Annotated in this window: 17 protein-coding genes; 12 read left to right on the forward strand and 5 right to left on the reverse strand. The window is 60.4% G+C overall.

What is annotated here, in order from left to right; all coding sequences use genetic code 11:
• The first annotated feature begins 110 nt into the window (after positions 1 to 110).
• The 7 genes from PSH88_RS08220 to PSH88_RS08250 all read left to right on the forward strand — a co-directional run bounded on the left by PSH88_RS08220 (position 111) and on the right by PSH88_RS08250 (position 8,167).
• Positions 111 to 1,115: a substrate-binding domain-containing protein gene (locus PSH88_RS08220; RefSeq protein WP_123494570.1), complete on the forward strand. Its 1,005-nt coding sequence runs from the start codon at positions 111 to 113 to the stop codon at positions 1,113 to 1,115.
• Positions 1,116 to 1,181: 66 nt separating this feature from the next.
• Positions 1,182 to 2,726 carry an L-arabinose ABC transporter ATP-binding protein AraG gene (araG, locus tag PSH88_RS08225; protein ID WP_305425747.1) on the forward strand — a complete coding sequence of 515 codons (1,545 nt, stop codon included), beginning with the start codon at positions 1,182 to 1,184 and terminating at the stop codon, positions 2,724 to 2,726.
• Between the two features lie 9 nt (positions 2,727 to 2,735).
• Entirely contained in the window at positions 2,736 to 3,704 is a 969-nt protein-coding gene (gene araH, locus PSH88_RS08230) for an L-arabinose ABC transporter permease AraH (RefSeq protein ID WP_305425749.1), read from the forward strand.
• Positions 3,705 to 3,849: 145 nt separating this feature from the next.
• Positions 3,850 to 4,563: a GntR family transcriptional regulator gene (locus PSH88_RS08235; RefSeq protein WP_305425751.1), complete on the forward strand. Its 714-nt coding sequence runs from the start codon at positions 3,850 to 3,852 to the stop codon at positions 4,561 to 4,563.
• Positions 4,560 to 5,558 carry an ADP-ribosylglycohydrolase family protein gene (locus PSH88_RS08240; RefSeq protein ID WP_305425752.1) on the forward strand — a complete coding sequence of 333 codons (999 nt, stop codon included), beginning with the start codon at positions 4,560 to 4,562 and terminating at the stop codon, positions 5,556 to 5,558. The genes PSH88_RS08235 and PSH88_RS08240 overlap by 4 nt, the downstream gene beginning before the upstream one ends.
• 220 nt (positions 5,559 to 5,778) lie before the next feature.
• A complete protein-coding gene (locus PSH88_RS08245) occupies positions 5,779 to 7,245 on the forward strand; it encodes a purine-cytosine permease family protein (RefSeq protein WP_305483506.1) in 1,467 nt (488 codons plus the stop codon).
• On the forward strand, positions 7,238 to 8,167 hold the full coding sequence (locus tag PSH88_RS08250) for a PfkB family carbohydrate kinase (RefSeq protein ID WP_305425753.1): 930 nt from the start codon (positions 7,238 to 7,240) through the stop codon (positions 8,165 to 8,167). Before PSH88_RS08245 ends, PSH88_RS08250 begins: the two co-directional genes overlap by 8 nt.
• 115 nt (positions 8,168 to 8,282) lie before the next feature.
• On the opposite strand, the gene PSH88_RS08255 is transcribed toward PSH88_RS08250, so the two are convergent.
• From PSH88_RS08255 to PSH88_RS08275, 5 genes are all read right to left on the reverse strand, one after another.
• Positions 8,283 to 8,663, reverse strand: coding sequence for a Rho termination factor N-terminal domain-containing protein (locus PSH88_RS08255; protein ID WP_305425754.1), 381 nt, complete (start codon positions 8,661 to 8,663; stop codon positions 8,283 to 8,285).
• Positions 8,664 to 8,752: 89 nt separating this feature from the next.
• Positions 8,753 to 9,007 carry a hypothetical protein gene (locus PSH88_RS08260; RefSeq protein WP_305425755.1) on the reverse strand — a complete coding sequence of 85 codons (255 nt, stop codon included), beginning with the start codon at positions 9,005 to 9,007 and terminating at the stop codon, positions 8,753 to 8,755.
• Positions 9,008 to 9,062: 55 nt separating this feature from the next.
• On the reverse strand, positions 9,063 to 9,365 hold the full coding sequence (locus PSH88_RS08265; RefSeq protein ID WP_305425756.1) for a hypothetical protein: 303 nt from the start codon (positions 9,363 to 9,365) through the stop codon (positions 9,063 to 9,065).
• 82 nt (positions 9,366 to 9,447) lie between these two features.
• Entirely contained in the window at positions 9,448 to 10,653 is a 1,206-nt protein-coding gene (locus PSH88_RS08270; RefSeq protein ID WP_305483507.1) for an MFS transporter, read from the reverse strand.
• A 111-nt stretch (positions 10,654 to 10,764) separates the two neighbouring features.
• Positions 10,765 to 11,418 (reverse strand): HD domain-containing protein, encoded by a 654-nt coding sequence (locus tag PSH88_RS08275; RefSeq protein WP_305426957.1) that lies wholly within the window; start codon positions 11,416 to 11,418, stop codon positions 10,765 to 10,767.
• 232 nt (positions 11,419 to 11,650) lie between these two features.
• On the opposite strand from PSH88_RS08275, the gene PSH88_RS08280 reads away from it, so the two are divergent.
• From PSH88_RS08280 to PSH88_RS08300, 5 genes are all read left to right on the forward strand, one after another.
• Positions 11,651 to 12,133, forward strand: coding sequence for a GNAT family N-acetyltransferase (locus PSH88_RS08280; RefSeq protein WP_305425757.1), 483 nt, complete (start codon positions 11,651 to 11,653; stop codon positions 12,131 to 12,133).
• A 215-nt stretch (positions 12,134 to 12,348) separates the two neighbouring features.
• The gene (locus PSH88_RS08285; RefSeq protein WP_305425758.1) at positions 12,349 to 13,341 is read left to right on the forward strand and encodes a 2-dehydro-3-deoxygalactonokinase; all 993 of its coding nucleotides are present in this window, start codon (positions 12,349 to 12,351) and stop codon (positions 13,339 to 13,341) included.
• Positions 13,342 to 13,360: 19 nt separating this feature from the next.
• Positions 13,361 to 13,981, forward strand: coding sequence for a 2-dehydro-3-deoxy-6-phosphogalactonate aldolase (locus PSH88_RS08290; protein WP_305425759.1), 621 nt, complete (start codon positions 13,361 to 13,363; stop codon positions 13,979 to 13,981).
• Between the two features lie 46 nt (positions 13,982 to 14,027).
• Positions 14,028 to 15,176, forward strand: a complete 1,149-nt coding sequence (gene dgoD / locus PSH88_RS08295) for a galactonate dehydratase (protein ID WP_030131992.1) — start codon at positions 14,028 to 14,030, stop codon at positions 15,174 to 15,176.
• Positions 15,177 to 15,361: 185 nt separating this feature from the next.
• The gene (locus PSH88_RS08300; RefSeq protein WP_305483508.1) at positions 15,362 to 16,672 is read left to right on the forward strand and encodes an MFS transporter; all 1,311 of its coding nucleotides are present in this window, start codon (positions 15,362 to 15,364) and stop codon (positions 16,670 to 16,672) included.
• Position 16,673 lies beyond the last annotated feature (1 nt).

Genomic DNA, 16,673 nt, shown 5'->3' on the forward strand with positions numbered 1-16,673 from the left:
GAAATTACGTCTGAAATCCAATCATCATACGATATGACTATTGGCTGCATGCTTCGACTGCTGTATTGGCTTTCAAATAACGCTCAAAAAAAATAACAAGGAGTCAGCTTATGAAACGTCGTCGTGGGATCCGTTCCCTGTGCTGTGCCGCTTTGGCGGTCACGGCGGTCAGCCTGAGCAGTACGTTGCTGGCGGCCGAGGAAGTGAAGATCGGTTTTCTGGTCAAGCAAGCGGAAGAGCCCTGGTTCCAGACGGAATGGGCCTTCGCCGAAAAGGCCGGAAAGGACAAGGGCTTCACCGTCATCAAGATCGCCGTGCCTGACGGTGAGAAAACCCTCTCGGCCATCGACAGCCTGGCGGCCAACGGCGCCAAGGGCTTCGTGATTTGCCCGCCGGACGTGTCCCTCGGCCCGGCAATCATGGCCAAGGCCAAGCTCAACGGTTTGAAAGTGATCGCTGTCGATGACCGTTTCGTCGATGCCGGCGGCAAGTTCATGGAGGACGTGCCGTACCTCGGCATGGCGGCCTTCGAAGTCGGCCAGAAGCAAGGCGCCGCCATGGCCACCGAAGCGAAAAAACGCGGCTGGGACTGGAAAGACACCTACGCGGTGATCAACACCTACAACGAACTCGATACCGGTAAGAAACGCACTGATGGTTCTGTCAAAGCGCTGGAAGACGCCGGGATGCCGAAAGACCACATCCTCTTCTCGGCCCTGAAAACCCTCGACGTGCCGGGCAGCATGGACGCCACCAACTCGGCCTTGGTGAAGCTTCCGGGTGCGGCGAAAAACCTGATCATCGGCGGCATGAACGACAACACCGTGCTGGGCGGCGTGCGCGCCACCGAAAGCGCCGGTTTTGCCGCGGCCAACGTGATCGGCATCGGCATCAACGGCACCGATGCCATCGGCGAACTGAAGAAACCCAACAGCGGCTTCTTCGGCTCGATGCTGCCGAGTCCGCACATCGAGGGCTACAACACCGCGAGCATGATGTACGAGTGGGTCACCACCGGCAAAGAGCCGCCGAAATACACCGCGATGGATGACGTTACGCTGATCACGCGCGACAACTTCAAGCAGGAACTGGAAAAAATCGGCCTGTGGAACTGAGGCGCGGTTGATTTCATCGGCGGCCCTGGCGACGGGGCTGCCTGACCGGTGTGATGAGGTGGGTTTATGCACGCGCAAGTACAAACACATGAACAGAGTAGCGGCGGCAGCCTGCGCTTCAACGGGATCGGCAAAACCTTTCCCGGGGTGAAGGCGCTGGACGGCATCAGCTTCGTCGCCCATCCGGGGCAGGTTCACGCCTTGATGGGCGAGAACGGCGCCGGTAAATCCACGCTGCTGAAAATCCTTGGCGGTGCTTACACGCCGAGCAGTGGCGATCTGCAGATCGGCGAGCAGTCGATGGCTTTCAAGTCCACCGCCGACAGCATTGGCAGCGGGGTCGCGGTGATCCATCAGGAGCTGCACCTGGTACCGGAAATGACCGTCGCCGAGAACCTGTTTCTCGGGCATCTGCCGGCGAGTTTCGGTCTGATCAATCGCGGCGTTTTGCGGCAACAGGCATTGGCCTGCCTTAAAGGCCTGGCCGATGAAATCGACCCGCAAGAGAAAGTCGGGCGCTTGTCCCTCGGCCAGCGGCAACTGGTGGAAATTGCCAAGGCGTTGTCCCGTGGCGCGCATGTGATTGCGTTCGACGAACCCACCAGCAGCCTGTCGGCACGGGAAATCGATCGCTTGATGGCGATCATCGGTCGCCTGCGCGACGAAGGCAAAGTAGTGCTTTACGTCTCCCATCGCATGGAAGAAGTGTTCCGTATCTGCAACGCGGTGACAGTGTTCAAGGACGGTCGCTTCGTGCGCACTTTCGAGGACATGAGCGCGCTGACCCATGATCAGTTAGTGACGTGCATGGTCGGTCGCGACATTCAGGATATCTACGATTACCGCAGCCGTCCGCGTGGCGCGGTGGCGCTCAAGGTCGACGGGTTACTGGGGCCGGGCTTGCGCGAGCCGGTGAGTTTCGAGGCGCACAAGGGTGAAATCCTCGGGCTGTTCGGCCTGGTCGGGGCCGGGCGCACCGAGTTGTTCCGAATGCTCAGTGGGCTGACGCGTAACACCGCCGGACGCCTGGAGTTGCGCGGTCGTGAACTGAAACTGCGTTCGCCGCGCGATGCCATTGCGGCGGGGATTCTGCTGTGCCCCGAGGACCGCAAGAAGGAGGGCATCCTGCCGCTCGCAAGCGTCGCCGAGAACATCAACATCAGCGCTCGCGGCGCCCATTCCACCTTCGGCTGCCTGTTGCGCGGCTTGTGGGAAAAGGACAATGCCGACAAGCAGATCAAGGCGCTGAAGGTGAAGACGCCCAACGCGGCGCAGAAAATCATGTACCTGTCCGGCGGCAATCAGCAGAAGGCGATTCTCGGTCGCTGGCTGTCGATGCCGATGAAAGTCCTGCTGCTCGACGAGCCCACCCGGGGAATCGACATCGGTGCCAAAGCCGAGATCTACCAGATCATCCATAACCTGGCGGCCAGTGGCATCGCGGTGATTGTGGTGTCCAGCGACCTGATGGAAGTCATGGGTATTTCCGACCGCATCCTGGTGCTCTGCGAAGGCGCGATGCGCGGCGAACTGACCCGTGAACAAGCCAATGAATCCAACCTGCTGCAACTGGCGTTGCCACGCCAACGCGCTGCCGACGTGGCGAACTGAGAGGTGACTATGACCATCCAAAACAACGCTTTGCCAACCCCGCGCAAACCCTTGGATTTGCGACGCTTTCTCGATGACTGGGTGATGCTGCTGGCGGCCGTCGGGATCTTCGTGCTCTGCACCTTGCTGATCGACAACTTCCTGTCGCCACTGAACATGCGTGGCCTGGGCCTGGCGATTTCCACTACCGGGATTGCCGCCTGCACCATGTTGTATTGCCTGGCGTCCGGGCATTTCGACTTGTCGGTGGGCTCGGTGATCGCCTGTGCCGGCGTAGTCGCGGCGGTGGTGATGCGCGACACCGACAGCGTGTTCCTCGGCGTGAGTGCCGCGCTGGTGATGGGGCTGATTGTCGGGCTGATCAACGGGATCGTGATCGCCAAGCTGCGGGTCAATGCATTGATCACCACGCTGGCGACCATGCAGATCGTTCGCGGCCTGGCTTACATTTTCGCCAACGGTAAAGCGGTAGGCGTGTCCCAGGAGTCGTTCTTCGTCTTCGGTAACGGCCAGTTGTTCGGTGTGCCGGTGCCGATTCTGATCACCATCGTCTGCTTCCTGTTTTTCGGCTGGCTGCTGAATTACACCACCTACGGGCGCAACACCATGGCCATCGGCGGCAATCAGGAAGCGGCGCTGCTGGCCGGGGTCAACGTTGACCGGACCAAGATCATCATCTTCGCCGTGCACGGTGTGATCGGTGCGTTGGCCGGGGTGATCCTGGCGTCGCGCATGACGTCCGGTCAGCCGATGATTGGCCAAGGCTTTGAGCTGACGGTGATCTCGGCCTGCGTGCTCGGCGGGGTGTCGCTGAGTGGCGGGATCGGGATGATTCGGCATGTGATTGCCGGGGTGCTGATTCTGGCGATCATCGAGAATGCGATGAACCTGAAGAATATCGATACGTTTTATCAGTACGTGATTCGCGGTTCGATCTTGCTGCTGGCGGTGGTGATCGATCGACTGAAACAACGCTGATTTTCCCTTGTGGGAGCGGGTTGTCACCGATCGTTCCCACGCGGAGCATGGGAACGATCATTTGGAGGATCCTTCACCCACTTTCACAAAATATCCCTTGCTCGTCCCAACCCCTTTCAGCTATGACGGTACACCCGAGGTGTACATGATTAGACCGCTACGAATTGACAAGAAACAACAGGTACTCGACGAGCTCGTCCGGCGCATCGAAAACGGCCTCATGGAGGACGGCGTTCTATTGCCGGGCGAGCATCGGTTGGCTCAAGAATTCAAGGTCAGCCGTGGCACGCTGCGTGAAGCCCTGGCCGAACTGAAACGGCGCCAGTACATCGCTTCGCAAAGCGGGGTGGGGTCCATCGTCACGTTCGACGGTGTGGTGCTCGATCAGCGCAGCGGCTGGGCCCAGGCGCTGGCCGACAATGGGGCGCTGATCAATACCGAAGTGCTGCGGCTGGAGGCGGTGACCCGTCCTGACCTGCTACCACGTTTCGGCACCGATCAGTTCATCACCCTCGATCGTCGCCGCCGCGGCACCGATGGCACGCTGGTGTCCCTTGAACGCTCATTGATGCCCGCCACCGGAGGCCTTGAAAGCCTGCCGCGAGTCGGGCTGATCGATGACTCCCTGACCATCACGTTGGCCGCCTACGGCTACATTGGCGACCACGGGGATCAGTGGATCGGCGCTGAACCCTTGAATGCCGAAGACGCCGAATTGCTCGGGCGTCCGGTGGGAACAGTATTCCTCAAGGCCCTGCGCACCACTTACGACCGTCAGAACCGCTTCATGGAACAGGTCGAAAGCCTGCTCGATCCGGTGCATTTTCGTCTGCACCTGCAAATTGGAACTTCAAAATGACCGCGCTCGACCGTGCCCTCGGCGCGTTCTACGGACTGGCCCTGGGCGATGCGCTGGGCATGCCCACCCAATCCCTGAGCCGCGCCGAGATCAAGGCGCGCTTTGGCGAAATTACCGATCTGCAAGACGCTGGCCCGGATCAACCGATCGCCGCAAACATGCCCAAAGGCTCGATCACTGACGATACCGAACAGGCGATCCTGATCGGTCAGTTATTGATTGAAGGCGAGGGCCGGATCGAACCGGCGGTGCTGGCCCAACGCTTGATCGACTGGGAAGCCGCGATGCAAGCCAAGGGCTCGCAGGATTTGCTCGGCCCCTCAACCAAACGTGCGATCGAGATGATCCTCGCCGGCCACTCGCTGGAAGAGGCAGGTCGCCACGGCACCACCAATGGCGCGGCGATGCGCATAACGCCGGTGGGGATTGCGGCCGATGTTGCCGATCCCGAGCGTTTCATCCGCGCCGTGGTGCAGGCCTGTCAGGTGACCCACAACACCACGCTGGGAATTGCCAGTGCGGCGGCGGTGGCGGCGGTGGTTTCTGCCGGGATCAACGGCATGGACCTGAGCGAGGCATTGAACCTCGGCCAGCAGATCGCTCAGCAAGCCGAAAGCCATGGCCACTGGGTCGCTGGCGGACGTATCGCCTCGCGCATCAGTTGGGCGCGGAGCATCAGCGTCGACAGCGACAAGGCGCTGCTGGGGGACGTGCTGTACGACGTGATTGGCACTTCGGTGGCCTCGCAGGAATCGGTGGTGGTGTCGTTTGCGCTGGCTCAGCAAGTGGCTATCGGGGAGATGACGGCCTTCGAAGCGTTGTGCATGGCTGCCAGTCTGGGCGGTGACACCGACACCATCGCGGCGATTCTCGGTGCCATGCTTGGGGCCTGTCTGGGGCTTGAGAGTTGGCCGGTGGCGATGATCGAAAAGGTCAAAGCCGTTAATTCGTTGGAGTTGGAACCGTTGGTGCAAGGACTGCTGGCCTTGCGTTGAATGTACTGACGTCATCGCGGGCAAGCCCGCTCCCACAGGAATAGTACAAACCTTGAGATGCACGCCGTACCTGTGGGAGCGGGCTTGCCCGCGATAGGCGCGCCGCATATTTGAATTTTTCACCCGCAATGGAACGCACTGATATGGCAAGGACCGCCGGAACGTTATGTCGACTTCCGAAATTGCCCATAACCACAACAATGGCAACAGGAGTTTTTTTATGAGTTCATCGAACACCGGGCAAAGTGCCGGGCAATTGGAAACCCGTGGCATCGAGCCGGTGCCGGAAGGGGAGTGCAACGGTCACCCACTGCAACTGTTCTGGGTCTGGTTCGCGGCGAACATTTCCATCCTCGGCTTGCCGTTGGGCGCCACGCTGGTGGCCTTCCGCGGCCTGGCGATCTGGCAGGCGATCATCGTCGCCATCCTCGGCGCCGCCGGTTCGTTCGCGGTGGTCGGGATCATCTCCATTGCCGGTCGTCGTGGTCGCGCACCGAGCTTGACGCTGTCGCGAGCAATCTTTGGGGGGCGCGGCAATATCGGTCCGACACTGGTCTCGCTGATGTCGCGACTGGGTTGGGAAACCGTCAACACCACCACCGCCGCATTCGTCTTGCTGTCGCTGTGCTCGATTCTGTTCGGCTCGCCGGTGCAAGCCAAAAGCGCGCCGCTGCTGACCCTGGTGTTCATCGCGGTTTTTGTGCTGCTGACGTTGTCGGTGTCCGGCCTCGGTCACGCCACGTTGCTGGTGATCCAGCGATGGGCGACCTACGTGTTCGGTGCGTTGAACATCCTGGTCGGCGGTTTCCTCTGCGCGACTATCGACTGGAGCGCCGTGTTCAATGCGACGCCCGCGCCACTGAGCGCAATGATCATCGGCATCGGCACCATGGCCGCCGGCACCGGGATCGGTTGGGCCAACGCCGGTGCCGACATGTCGCGCTACCAGCACCGCAGTGTCAAAGCCGTGCGTCTGGTGGCGTCGGCGGCGTTCGGTGCGGGGATTCCGCTGGTACTGCTGATCACCCTCGGTGGTTTGCTGTCGGTGGGCAATAATGATCTGGCCTCGGCCACTGACCCGATCGTCGCGATCCGCGACATGCTGCCGACCTGGATGGCCGTGCCATACCTGATCACCGCGTTCGGCGGCCTGCTGCTGTCGAACAACCTGTCGGTGTACTCCGCCGGTTTGACCACGCTGACCCTCGGCCTTAAGGTCAAGCGCGTGTACGCGGTGGTGCTCGATATCATTGCGATCTTCGCCGGGTCGATCTACTTCATGCTGATCGCAGAGAGCTTCTACGGCCCGTTCATCACCTTCATTTCCTTGCTGGCCGTGCCAATCACGGCGTGGGTCGGGATCTTCGTGGTCGACTTGATCCATCGTCATTACTACAGCCCCAAAGACCTGCTGGACGTCAGCCCGAGCAGCGCCTACTGGTATCGCGGTGGCGTCGAGTGGCGCGCCTTCGGTGCATGGGCGCTGGCGATTGTGCTGGGTTTCAGTTTCACCACCATTGGCACAACCGAACAAGATGTCTGGTTCCGGGGCTTTTTGTCCGACTCCTGGCTGGGCCATAACGGCCTGGGCTGGATCGTGACGTTCCTGGTGGCCGGCGGGATTTACTGGGTGCTCGGCGGTGCCAAGGACCGCCGTGCCGCGTTGCTCGAGCCTGCGCATGTCTAGATTGCTGCACACCGGCCAGGTCATGATCGACCTGGTCATGGCCGTGGATAAGTTGCCTCAATCGGGTGGTGACGTGCTGGCGCAATCCGCCCGTTTCGAGGCTGGCGGTGGCTTCAATGTGATGGCCGCGGCACGGCGAAACGGCTTGCCGGTGATCTACCTCGGGCGCCATGGAAAGGGCCGTTTCGGCGACCTGGCCCGAGAGGCGATGACGGCTGAAGGCATTCGGATCGGCATCGATCAGAGCACTGAGCGCGACACCGGGCTGTGCGTCGCGCTGACCGAAGCCTCGGCCGAGCGCACGTTCATTTCCTGCATCGGTGCCGAAGGCGAATTGACTGCCGAAGACCTGGCGAGTGTGCCGGCCGAGGCGGGGGACTTTGTCTATGTCAGCGGCTATAGCCTGTTGCATGGCGGCAAGGCTCAGGCGCTGGTGGATTGGGTGCTGGATTTACCGGACGGGGTCAAGGTGGTGTTTGATCCGGGGCCATTGGTGGATTCGCCGGATGCGCCGCTGATGAAAGCCTTGTTGCCGCGCATCGATCTGTGGACCAGCAACCGTGTCGAGGCGCTACGGTTTACCGGGGCGACGGATATCGGCGAGGCATTGCATCGATTGGCGGATCATCTGCCGACCGAGGTGTTGACGGTGGTACGCGATGGGCCGCAAGGGTGCTGGATCAGCCAGCGCGGCGATCACCAGCCTGTGCCGGGATTCAAGGTCGAGGCGGTGGACAGCAACGGCGCGGGGGATGCTCACGCCGGCGTTTTTATCGCCGGGTTGGCGCACGGATTATCGGCAGTCGAAGCGGCGCGGCGGGCGAATGCGGCTGCGGCGTTGGCGGTTACTCGTTGGGGGCCGGCGACTTCGCCGGGGACGGCTGAGGTGGATGCGTTGATTCACGAGACTTTCGGCGCTTGAGCCACCGCTTTCGCGAGCAAGCCCGCTCCCACATGGGTTTGTGTCGTTAACAAATCCCCTGTGGGAGCGGGCTTGCCCGCGATGAGGCCCTCAAATTCACCCTCAATCCAGATCTTTAACCCGCCTTGCGCAACGCCTCGATCAACGCTTGCTTGCGCATGCTCGAGCGCCCTGGAATCTTCTTCGCCCGGGCTTCTTTCATCAGGCTGTCCACCGTCTGCGTATCGCGCGAAGCCTTGCTGTTGCGCGGCTTGCCTTCACGGGTGGCCACTGCGCGACGGGCTGATTCCTTGCGATCTGCAGACTTGGCGCTGGCCGGCTTCTTGCGCCCGGAACCGCCGGCGCGTTCACCTCCACCCGACTGCTTGTTCACCGTGGCCCAGGCGCGAGCTTCGGCTTCATCTTTCGACACGCCTTTGTGCTCGTAGCTTTCTTCGATGTGTTCGGCCTTGCGTTTCTGCTCGGCGGTGTATTTGTCTTTGCTTCCACGAGGCATGGGATTTCTCCTGGTTGTAGGAGCCTGCGACCTTTGCTTTTCAAACCTTCACAGGCAAAAGATCGCAACCTGTTGCAGCGCCTACTCGGTTAGACATCCAGCTTGCGCGCCGCCTCAACTCCAGCGGCGCTGAGTTTGATCGGCAGGTTCAGCGAGTGCTCGCCGGCTTCGTTGCAGATCACATGACCGTGCTGGATCAGCCCGCGTTCCTGCAGAGTGGCGAGGGTGCTGGCCACGACTCTCTCCCCCCGGTAATTGTCCAGAACCTCCTTGCCCAAACCATTTGGGTGGGCGTGCAGCAGGCGGGTCAGGACTTCTTTTTCCAGGTTTTTATCGACGTTCATGGTTACCTCTTTGTCAGGATGGGTAGGTATTGCATGTTCCCTCGCATCGGCGAACTTATTGACTGACGCTACGGCCTTCGGAGCCCGAGCCACCGGTGGTGGTTTTTGAGCCGACGCCGGTTCCGGCGTTGTCAGGCGTCTGGGTCATGCCGCCCTGACGGCTCGCGTCGTCGTGATAAATCCGTGGGTCTGTGGCCGTCGGAGAAGGCGACCGGCCGCTGTCGATGCCTTGGGTGGCCGCAGATTTTGGCCTTTCGACTGGATCGGTCGAGTCGGTTCCGGAAGAGGTGGTCGCGGCAAACGCGACAGAGGTGAGCAATGTGGTGAGGGCTAGGGCGGTCAGTCGGGACGTGATCATGGTGTGGTCTCCGTTGATTAGAGTCCTTACCCAATATTGGTCCTTCCCGACTTGAATTGGTGCCTGATGAACGACGAGTGGTCTAGGCCTGCTGTAACGATTTGATCCTGCTGACATGACGCCCGATCAACCGACCTACGGTGATCAGCCAGTTCAGCAGGGCGACCGTCAGTAACGTGAGCAACAGTGTCACCATCCCGTGTTCGACGATGATTTTCCCGGCCAGCAACGGAAAGCCAAACACGCCGATGAAGTAGGACAGGCTGAACAACAGCAAGGACTGCGAGGTAGTGCCGGACGGCGCTTCGTTCGCCGCCAGGCCATTGATCACCGAATACGTCAGCCCATAACCCACCCCGAGCATCATCGCCGCCAGTACGTAGCTGAACCCGTCGTCGACGACAAAACCGAACATCAGGATCGAAACCATCATCAGGCCCGACAACAGACAGGAGGCACGCAATGGATCGCGTTTGACCACGAACCCGGCAATCAACATTCGGCTGCTGATCGCCGCGCCCATGAAGCCGAAAAAGAATAGTGAATAATCAAGTGAACGGGACGCCGCGTAACTGGTTTGAAAACTCGACAGACCACCGAACACACAGCCGCCGAGGCCGACCATGATGATCGGAAACACGGCTCTGGAGGACAACACCCGAGCCGTTGCGTGCCAGGATATTCGGGCGACTGCCGCTGATGCCGAGGGCGTTTTCTTGAGCTGGGCATCCAGCCGCCAGAACAGCAAGGCACCGATCAGGCTGGCCAGCGCCGCGAGATAAAACGCTGCCGTCACCGGATACCCGAGAGCACTGGCAGCACGGCCCAACAATGGACCGCTGCCGATCCCGGTCATCATGCTTCCCGACAGCAGCGCAAAGTATTTGGCCCGTTGCGCAGGCGTCACCAGACTCGCGACGATGATCGGTCCGAGCGTGTAGAAAACGCCCCAGCCCAACCCTAGCATCAGTCCAAAAAACAGCAGCAGATTGCCATAGCCAGGCGTCAAGGCAAATCCCAGGCTGGCGACCACCAGTAAGAGGCTGAACAGTGCAATGGAGCGCGCCGCGCCGAGCAGGTCGGACAAGTGACCGGAGACAATCACTGCCGCAAAGGTACTGAGCATCGCCGCCGAAATCACGCTGCCGGCATCGTGTTCGTTGCCACCACGAGAGCCGATCAGCAGCGACAGTAGAAAAGTCGAGCCATAGGACAACGACAACAAATAGCTGGCGAGGCAGAACAGGCTGAACAACCTGCTTGAGACGGGTGGGGCGGCGGTAGACATGAGTCGTTCCTTGACCTGATAGACGTGAATGTCATCTATCTATCACGCAAGGTACCGATGATAGGTCTGTGGTTACCGATTTCAGGGTTAGTGGAGGCCGGAGTAATGCTTTCAGCAGACGCCGATTTCTTCCTTGAACAGCTCCATGAAACCCTTCAGGCGTTCGTGGCGAAGCTGTGCCAGACGTTGGCCGGTGGTCGTTTGGAAACCGTCCGCAAGATGCAGCAGCTTGGTCTGGAAATGATCGAGGCAAAAGCGCTTGTCGTCGTAGTTCCGTTCTTTGGCCTCTGGGTCCAAAGGGTCGTACAACGCACTGCCCATGCGCCCGGCAATGTAGAAAGTTCGCGCCACGCCGAGCATGCCAAGGGAGTCGAGGCGGTCGGCATCCTGGATGATTTTCGCTTCGAGGGTGATGGGCATGATGTTGGCGCTGAAGCTATGGGCTTCGATGGCGTGGACGACCGCTGTGATTTTTGCGCCAGGCCAATCCATGGCTATCAGTACTGTTGAAGCTTTCTGTGCCGCCAGCCGTGAGGCCTGTGAGCGCAGCGGCGAGTTTTTCTCCACCGCCACGCAATCGTGCAACAGCACGGCGGCCAGCAGCACCTCAAGATCACCGCCTTCTTCGGCATGAAGCGTGCGCACGTTGTGCCACACCCGCTGTAAGTGCGACAGATCATGGGCGCCGTCCTCGCCAGGTTCCAGTGCATGAGGCAGCAGTTCAGAAGCCAGATTGTGCAGCGGAGCGAAAGCAATGGCGGTCATAAAAGTCCTTTTGTGTGGAAACGCTTTTGTGGCGAGGGAGCTTGCTCCCGCTGGGCTGCGCAGCAGTCCCAATCCCGGATGACACGGTATTTCAGTTAGATCAGCGTCGCCAGTTTTGCGATTGCTTTGCAGCCGAACGGGAGCAAGCTCCCTCGCCACATTGCTATCAAATGTGACGAGCGCCGCGCGCGGACTTAGTATGGCGTTTTCCAACTTTTCACAAGGCACGTTCATGACGATCGAAATCCGCCCGGCAACCCCCAGCGATGCTCCGCAAATCCTCGCGTTCATCACTGAACTGGCGGACTTTGAACGGGCCCGCCACGAAGTCATCGCCAGCGTCGCCGACATCGAGCGCAGCCTGTTCAGCGAAGGCGCCACCGCCCATGGCCTGATCTGCCTGCGCGATGGCCTGCCGATCGGCTTTGCGGTGTTCTTTTTCAGCTATTCCACCTGGCTGGGCAGCAACTGCCTGTACCTCGAAGACCTCTACATCACGCCTGAACAACGGGGCGGCGGCGCCGGTAAAACCTTGCTGCGCCATTTGGCGAAAATCGCCTGCGCCAATGACTGCGGCCGTTTCGAATGGAGCGTGCTGGACTGGAACAAACCGGCGATCGAATTCTACAAATCCCTCGGCGCACAACCGCAGGAAGAGTGGGTGCGGTATCGGATGGATGGGGTGGTGTTAAGGGATTTTGCCGCGGGTAATTGATCCCCTAAAAAGATCGCAGCCTTCGGCAGCTCCTACGGATTCGATGTACGACGCAATATTGCGGTCGAACACCATCCGGGTAGGCGCTGGCGAAGGCTGCGATCTTTTTTGGGGTTGTCTCAATATATGGGATCGATATTTATATATTGAGATTTGTCCGCGTCCAGGTTTATAGTCCAGCTCACTCACTGCCAAAAAACAAAACAGGTGAAGCGATGCTGGCGCAATTGATCGCGCTCGATTGGGGGACAACCTCATTACGTGCTTACAAACTCGGCTTCGGTGGCCAGGTGCTGGAACAGCGCTCGCTGTCGTCCGGGATCATGCAGCTGCCCAAGACGCCGCGAATGATCGCCGGCCAGGAATGCGCCGACGGTTTTGAATTGGCCTTCGATGAGGCGTGCGGTGACTGGCTCGACGCGCAGCCCGATTTGCCGGTGATTGCTTGCGGCATGGTCGGCAGTGCTCAGGGCTGGCGCGAAGCGGCCTACTGCGACACGCCGGCGAACGTCGCCAATCTCGGAACTTCCCTACAAACCGTTCGCAGTCTTCGCGGTGTCGATGTGCACATCGTGCCGGGCGTGATTCAGCGTTCGCGTTTGCCGAACGTGATGCGCGGCGAGGAAACCCAAGTCCTCGGCGTGTTGCAGAATCTGCCGAGCGGGGCGGGCAACGATCTGTTGATCGGCCTGCCGGGCAGTCATTCGAAATGGGTGGAAGTGGCCGACGGCTGCATCGAGCACTTCGATACTTTCATGACTGGCGAAGTCTTCGCCGTCCTCAGTGAACACAGCATTCTGGGGCGTACTCAGCAGCGCGGCGCGTCCTTTGATGGTGAAGCGTTTGATCGTGGCGTGCGGGTGGCCCTGTCGTCGGACGCTGAGATCGGGCCGCTGTCGACATTATTCAGTGCCCGCAGTCTGGGGCTGACCGGCGAACTCAGCGCCGTCGCTCAGCCGGACTATCTGTCCGGCCTGTTGATCGGCCATGAACTGTCGGCCCTGGCCAACGTTCAGCGGCGTCGGCGCAACAGCGTGCACCTGCCCTCGATCATCCTCATCGGCAACGCCCAACTCTGCGCCCGCTACAGCCGGGCGCTCGACGCCTGCGGTTTTGCCCGGGTGACCCTGGCCGAGCAGGCCACCGAACGCGGGTTGTGGCAGTTGGCGGTTGCCGCCGGACTGATCGCGACACCCCCATCCCGTTAAACCTGACTGGAGGTCTGACATGCTCAAGCAAGCACTGGCACAAAACGGTCTGATCGCGATCCTGCGTGGCCTGCGTCCGCAAGAGGCGGCAGCCGTCGGTGAAGTCCTGTACGCGGTGGGATTTCGCGTCATCGAAGTGCCGCTTAATTCCCCCGAACCGTATGAAAGTATCCGCATCCTGCGCAGTACCTTGCCCGCCGATTGCCTGATCGGCGCGGGCACGGTGTTGACGCCGGAACAGGTCGAGCAAGTGAAAGCGGCGGGCGGCCAAGTGATTGTCATGCCCCACAGCGATGCCAAGGTGTTGCGCGCGGCGAAAGCAGCGGGGCTGTTCCTGTCGCCGGGCGTGGCGACGCCGACCGAAGCCTTTGCGGCGCTGGCCGAAGGGGCGGATGTGCTGAAGATGTTCCCGGCCGAACAGATGGGCCCCGCCGTTGTGAAAGCCTGGCTGGCGGTGTTGCCGGCAGGGACGGTGCTGGTGCCGGTGGGCGGGATTACGCCGGACAACATGCAGGTGTTTGTCGAGGCCGGCGTCAAAGGTTTCGGCCTCGGTTCCGGGTTGTTCAAACCGGGCATGACACCTGAGGAAGTGGCAGTAAACGCCAAGGCGTATGTCGCTGCCTGGAATGCTTTGCGTTAAGACTTTTGGCGCTGTGAGCGCTGCATCTACAAGAGAGACAATAGAGATGAAAATCACCAAACTCACTACCTTCATCGTTCCGCCGCGCTGGTGCTTCCTCAAAATCGAAACCGACGAGGGCGTGACCGGTTGGGGTGAGCCCGTGGTCGAAGGCCGCGCGCACACCGTCGCCGCTGCGGTTGAGGAATTGTCCGATTACCTGATTGGCAAAGACCCACGCAACATCGAAGACATCTGGACCGTGCTCTACCGTGGTGGCTTCTACCGGGGTGGCGCGATCCACATGAGCGCCCTGGCCGGCATCGATCAGGCGTTGTGGGACATCAAGGGCAAGGCGCTGGGTGTGTCGGTCAGCGATCTGTTGGGTGGTCAGGTGCGCGACAAGATTCGCGTTTATTCGTGGATCGGTGGTGATCGCCCGGCGGACACCGCTCGCGCCGCGAAAGAAGCGGTCAGCCGTGGTTTCACGGCGGTGAAAATGAACGGCACCGAAGAACTGCAATTCCTCGATTCCTTCGAGAAGGTCGACCTGGCCCTGGCCAACGTCGCCGCCGTGCGCGATGCGGTCGGCCCGAATGTCGGCATCGGCGTGGACTTCCATGGTCGGGTGCACAAGCCCATGGCCAAGGTGCTGATGAAGGAACTCGACCCGTACAAACTGATGTTCATCGAAGAGCCGGTGCTCAGCGAAAACTACGAAGCGCTGAAGGAGCTGGCGCCGCTGACCAGCACGCCGATTGCCCTTGGCGAGCGGTTGTTTTCGCGCTGGGACTTCAAGCGGGTGCTCAGCGAAGGCTACGTCGACATCATCCAGCCCGATGCCTCTCACGCGGGCGGCATCACCGAAACCCGTAAGATCGCCAACATGGCCGAAGCCTACGACGTGGCATTGGCGCTGCATTGCCCGTTGGGCCCGATTGCCCTCGCCGCGTGCCTGCAACTGGACGCTGTTTGCTACAACGCGTTCATCCAGGAACAGAGCCTGGGCATTCATTACAACGAGAGCAATGACCTGCTCGATTATGTGAAAGATCCGCGGGTGTTCGACTACGACAAGGGCTTCGTGAAAATCCCCAACGGCCCGGGCCTGGGCATCGAGATCAACGAGGAATACGTCATCGAACGCGCTGCCGTCGGCCACCGCTGGCGCAACCCGATCTGGCGCCATGCCGATGGCAGCTTTGCCGAGTGGTGAGTCCCTCCTGACTCAACACAAATCCCTGTGGGAGCGGGCTTGCCCGCGATAGCGTCCTGTCAGTCACATCAATGCTGAATGTGCCGCCGCCATCGCGGGCAAGTCGGATCGCCGCACCGCCGCTCCCACAGGGGGCAGCGCAAGTCTTCAAATTGACCTCAATAAACATAAGAAGAGGCACCCCCATGCAACCGCAAACCCTCACCGGGCAGGCGTCGTTGGTGACGCCGAGCCGCAAGCGGTTTTTCATCATGGTCCTGTTGTTCATCACCGTGGTGATCAACTACCTGGACCGCAGCAACCTGTCCATTGCCGCTCCGGCGCTGACCAGCGACCTGGGCATCGATCCGATCCATGTCGGGTTGATCTTTTCCGCCTTCGGCTGGACCTACGCTGCCATGCAAATCCCCGGCGGCTGGCTGGTGGACCGGGTGCCGCCGCGCATTCTGTATAGCGTCGCATTGCTGCTATGGTCGATTGCCACGGTGATGCTCGGCTTCGCCGCCAGCTTCATCGCGCTGTTCGTGCTACGCATGGCCGTTGGTGCCCTGGAAGCACCGGCGTATCCGATCAACAGCCGCGTGGTGACGACCTGGTTCCCCGAGCGCGAACGCGCCACGGCCATTGGTTTCTACACCTCCGGGCAGTTCGTTGGCCTGGCGTTTCTCACGCCGGTACTCGCGTGGTTGCAACACCAATATGGCTGGCACATGGTGTTTGTCAGCACCGGCGCGGTGGGCATCATTTGGGCGGTGATCTGGTACGCGGTGTATCGCGAACCACGGGATTTCAAGGGCGCCAACGACGCTGAAATCGAGCTGATCCGCGAGGGCGGCGGGCTGGTGGATATCCAGGCTGAACAAGCCAAAGTGAAAGCCAAATTCAGCTGGACTGATCTCGGCATCGTTCTGACCAAACGCAAGTTGTGGGGCATCTACCTCGGCCAGTTCTGCCTCAATTCGACGTTGTGGTTTTTTCTGACGTGGTTCCCGACCTATCTGGTGAAATATCGCGGTATGGACTTCATCAAGTCTGGCTTGCTGGCGTCGCTACCGTTTCTGGCGGCCTTCGTCGGCGTGCTGTGTTCGGGGTTCTTCTCGGACTTTCTGATCCGTCGCGGCTACACCGTGGGTTTCGCCCGCAAGTTGCCGATCATCGGTGGCCTGCTGATTTCTACCTCGATCATCGGCGCCAACTTCGTCGAGTCGACGCCGCTGGTGATTGCCTTCCTCGCGTTGGCCTTCTTCGGCAATGGCCTGGCCTCGATCACCTGGTCGCTGGTGTCGACGCTGGCCCCGGCACGCTTGCTTGGATTGACCGGTGGGGTGTTCAATTTCATCGGCAACCTGGCGGCGATTACCACGCCCATTGTCATCGGTTTTCTCGCTTCCGGTGATTCGTTTGCCCCGGCGATTACCTATATCTCGGTTCTGGCGTTGTTGGGTGCGCTTTCCTACGTATTGCTGGTGGGCAAGGTCGAGCGTATCAAGTTGTAGT

The sequence above is a fragment of the Pseudomonas wuhanensis genome (assembly GCF_030687395.1).
Lineage (GTDB): Bacteria > Pseudomonadota > Gammaproteobacteria > Pseudomonadales > Pseudomonadaceae > Aquipseudomonas > Aquipseudomonas wuhanensis.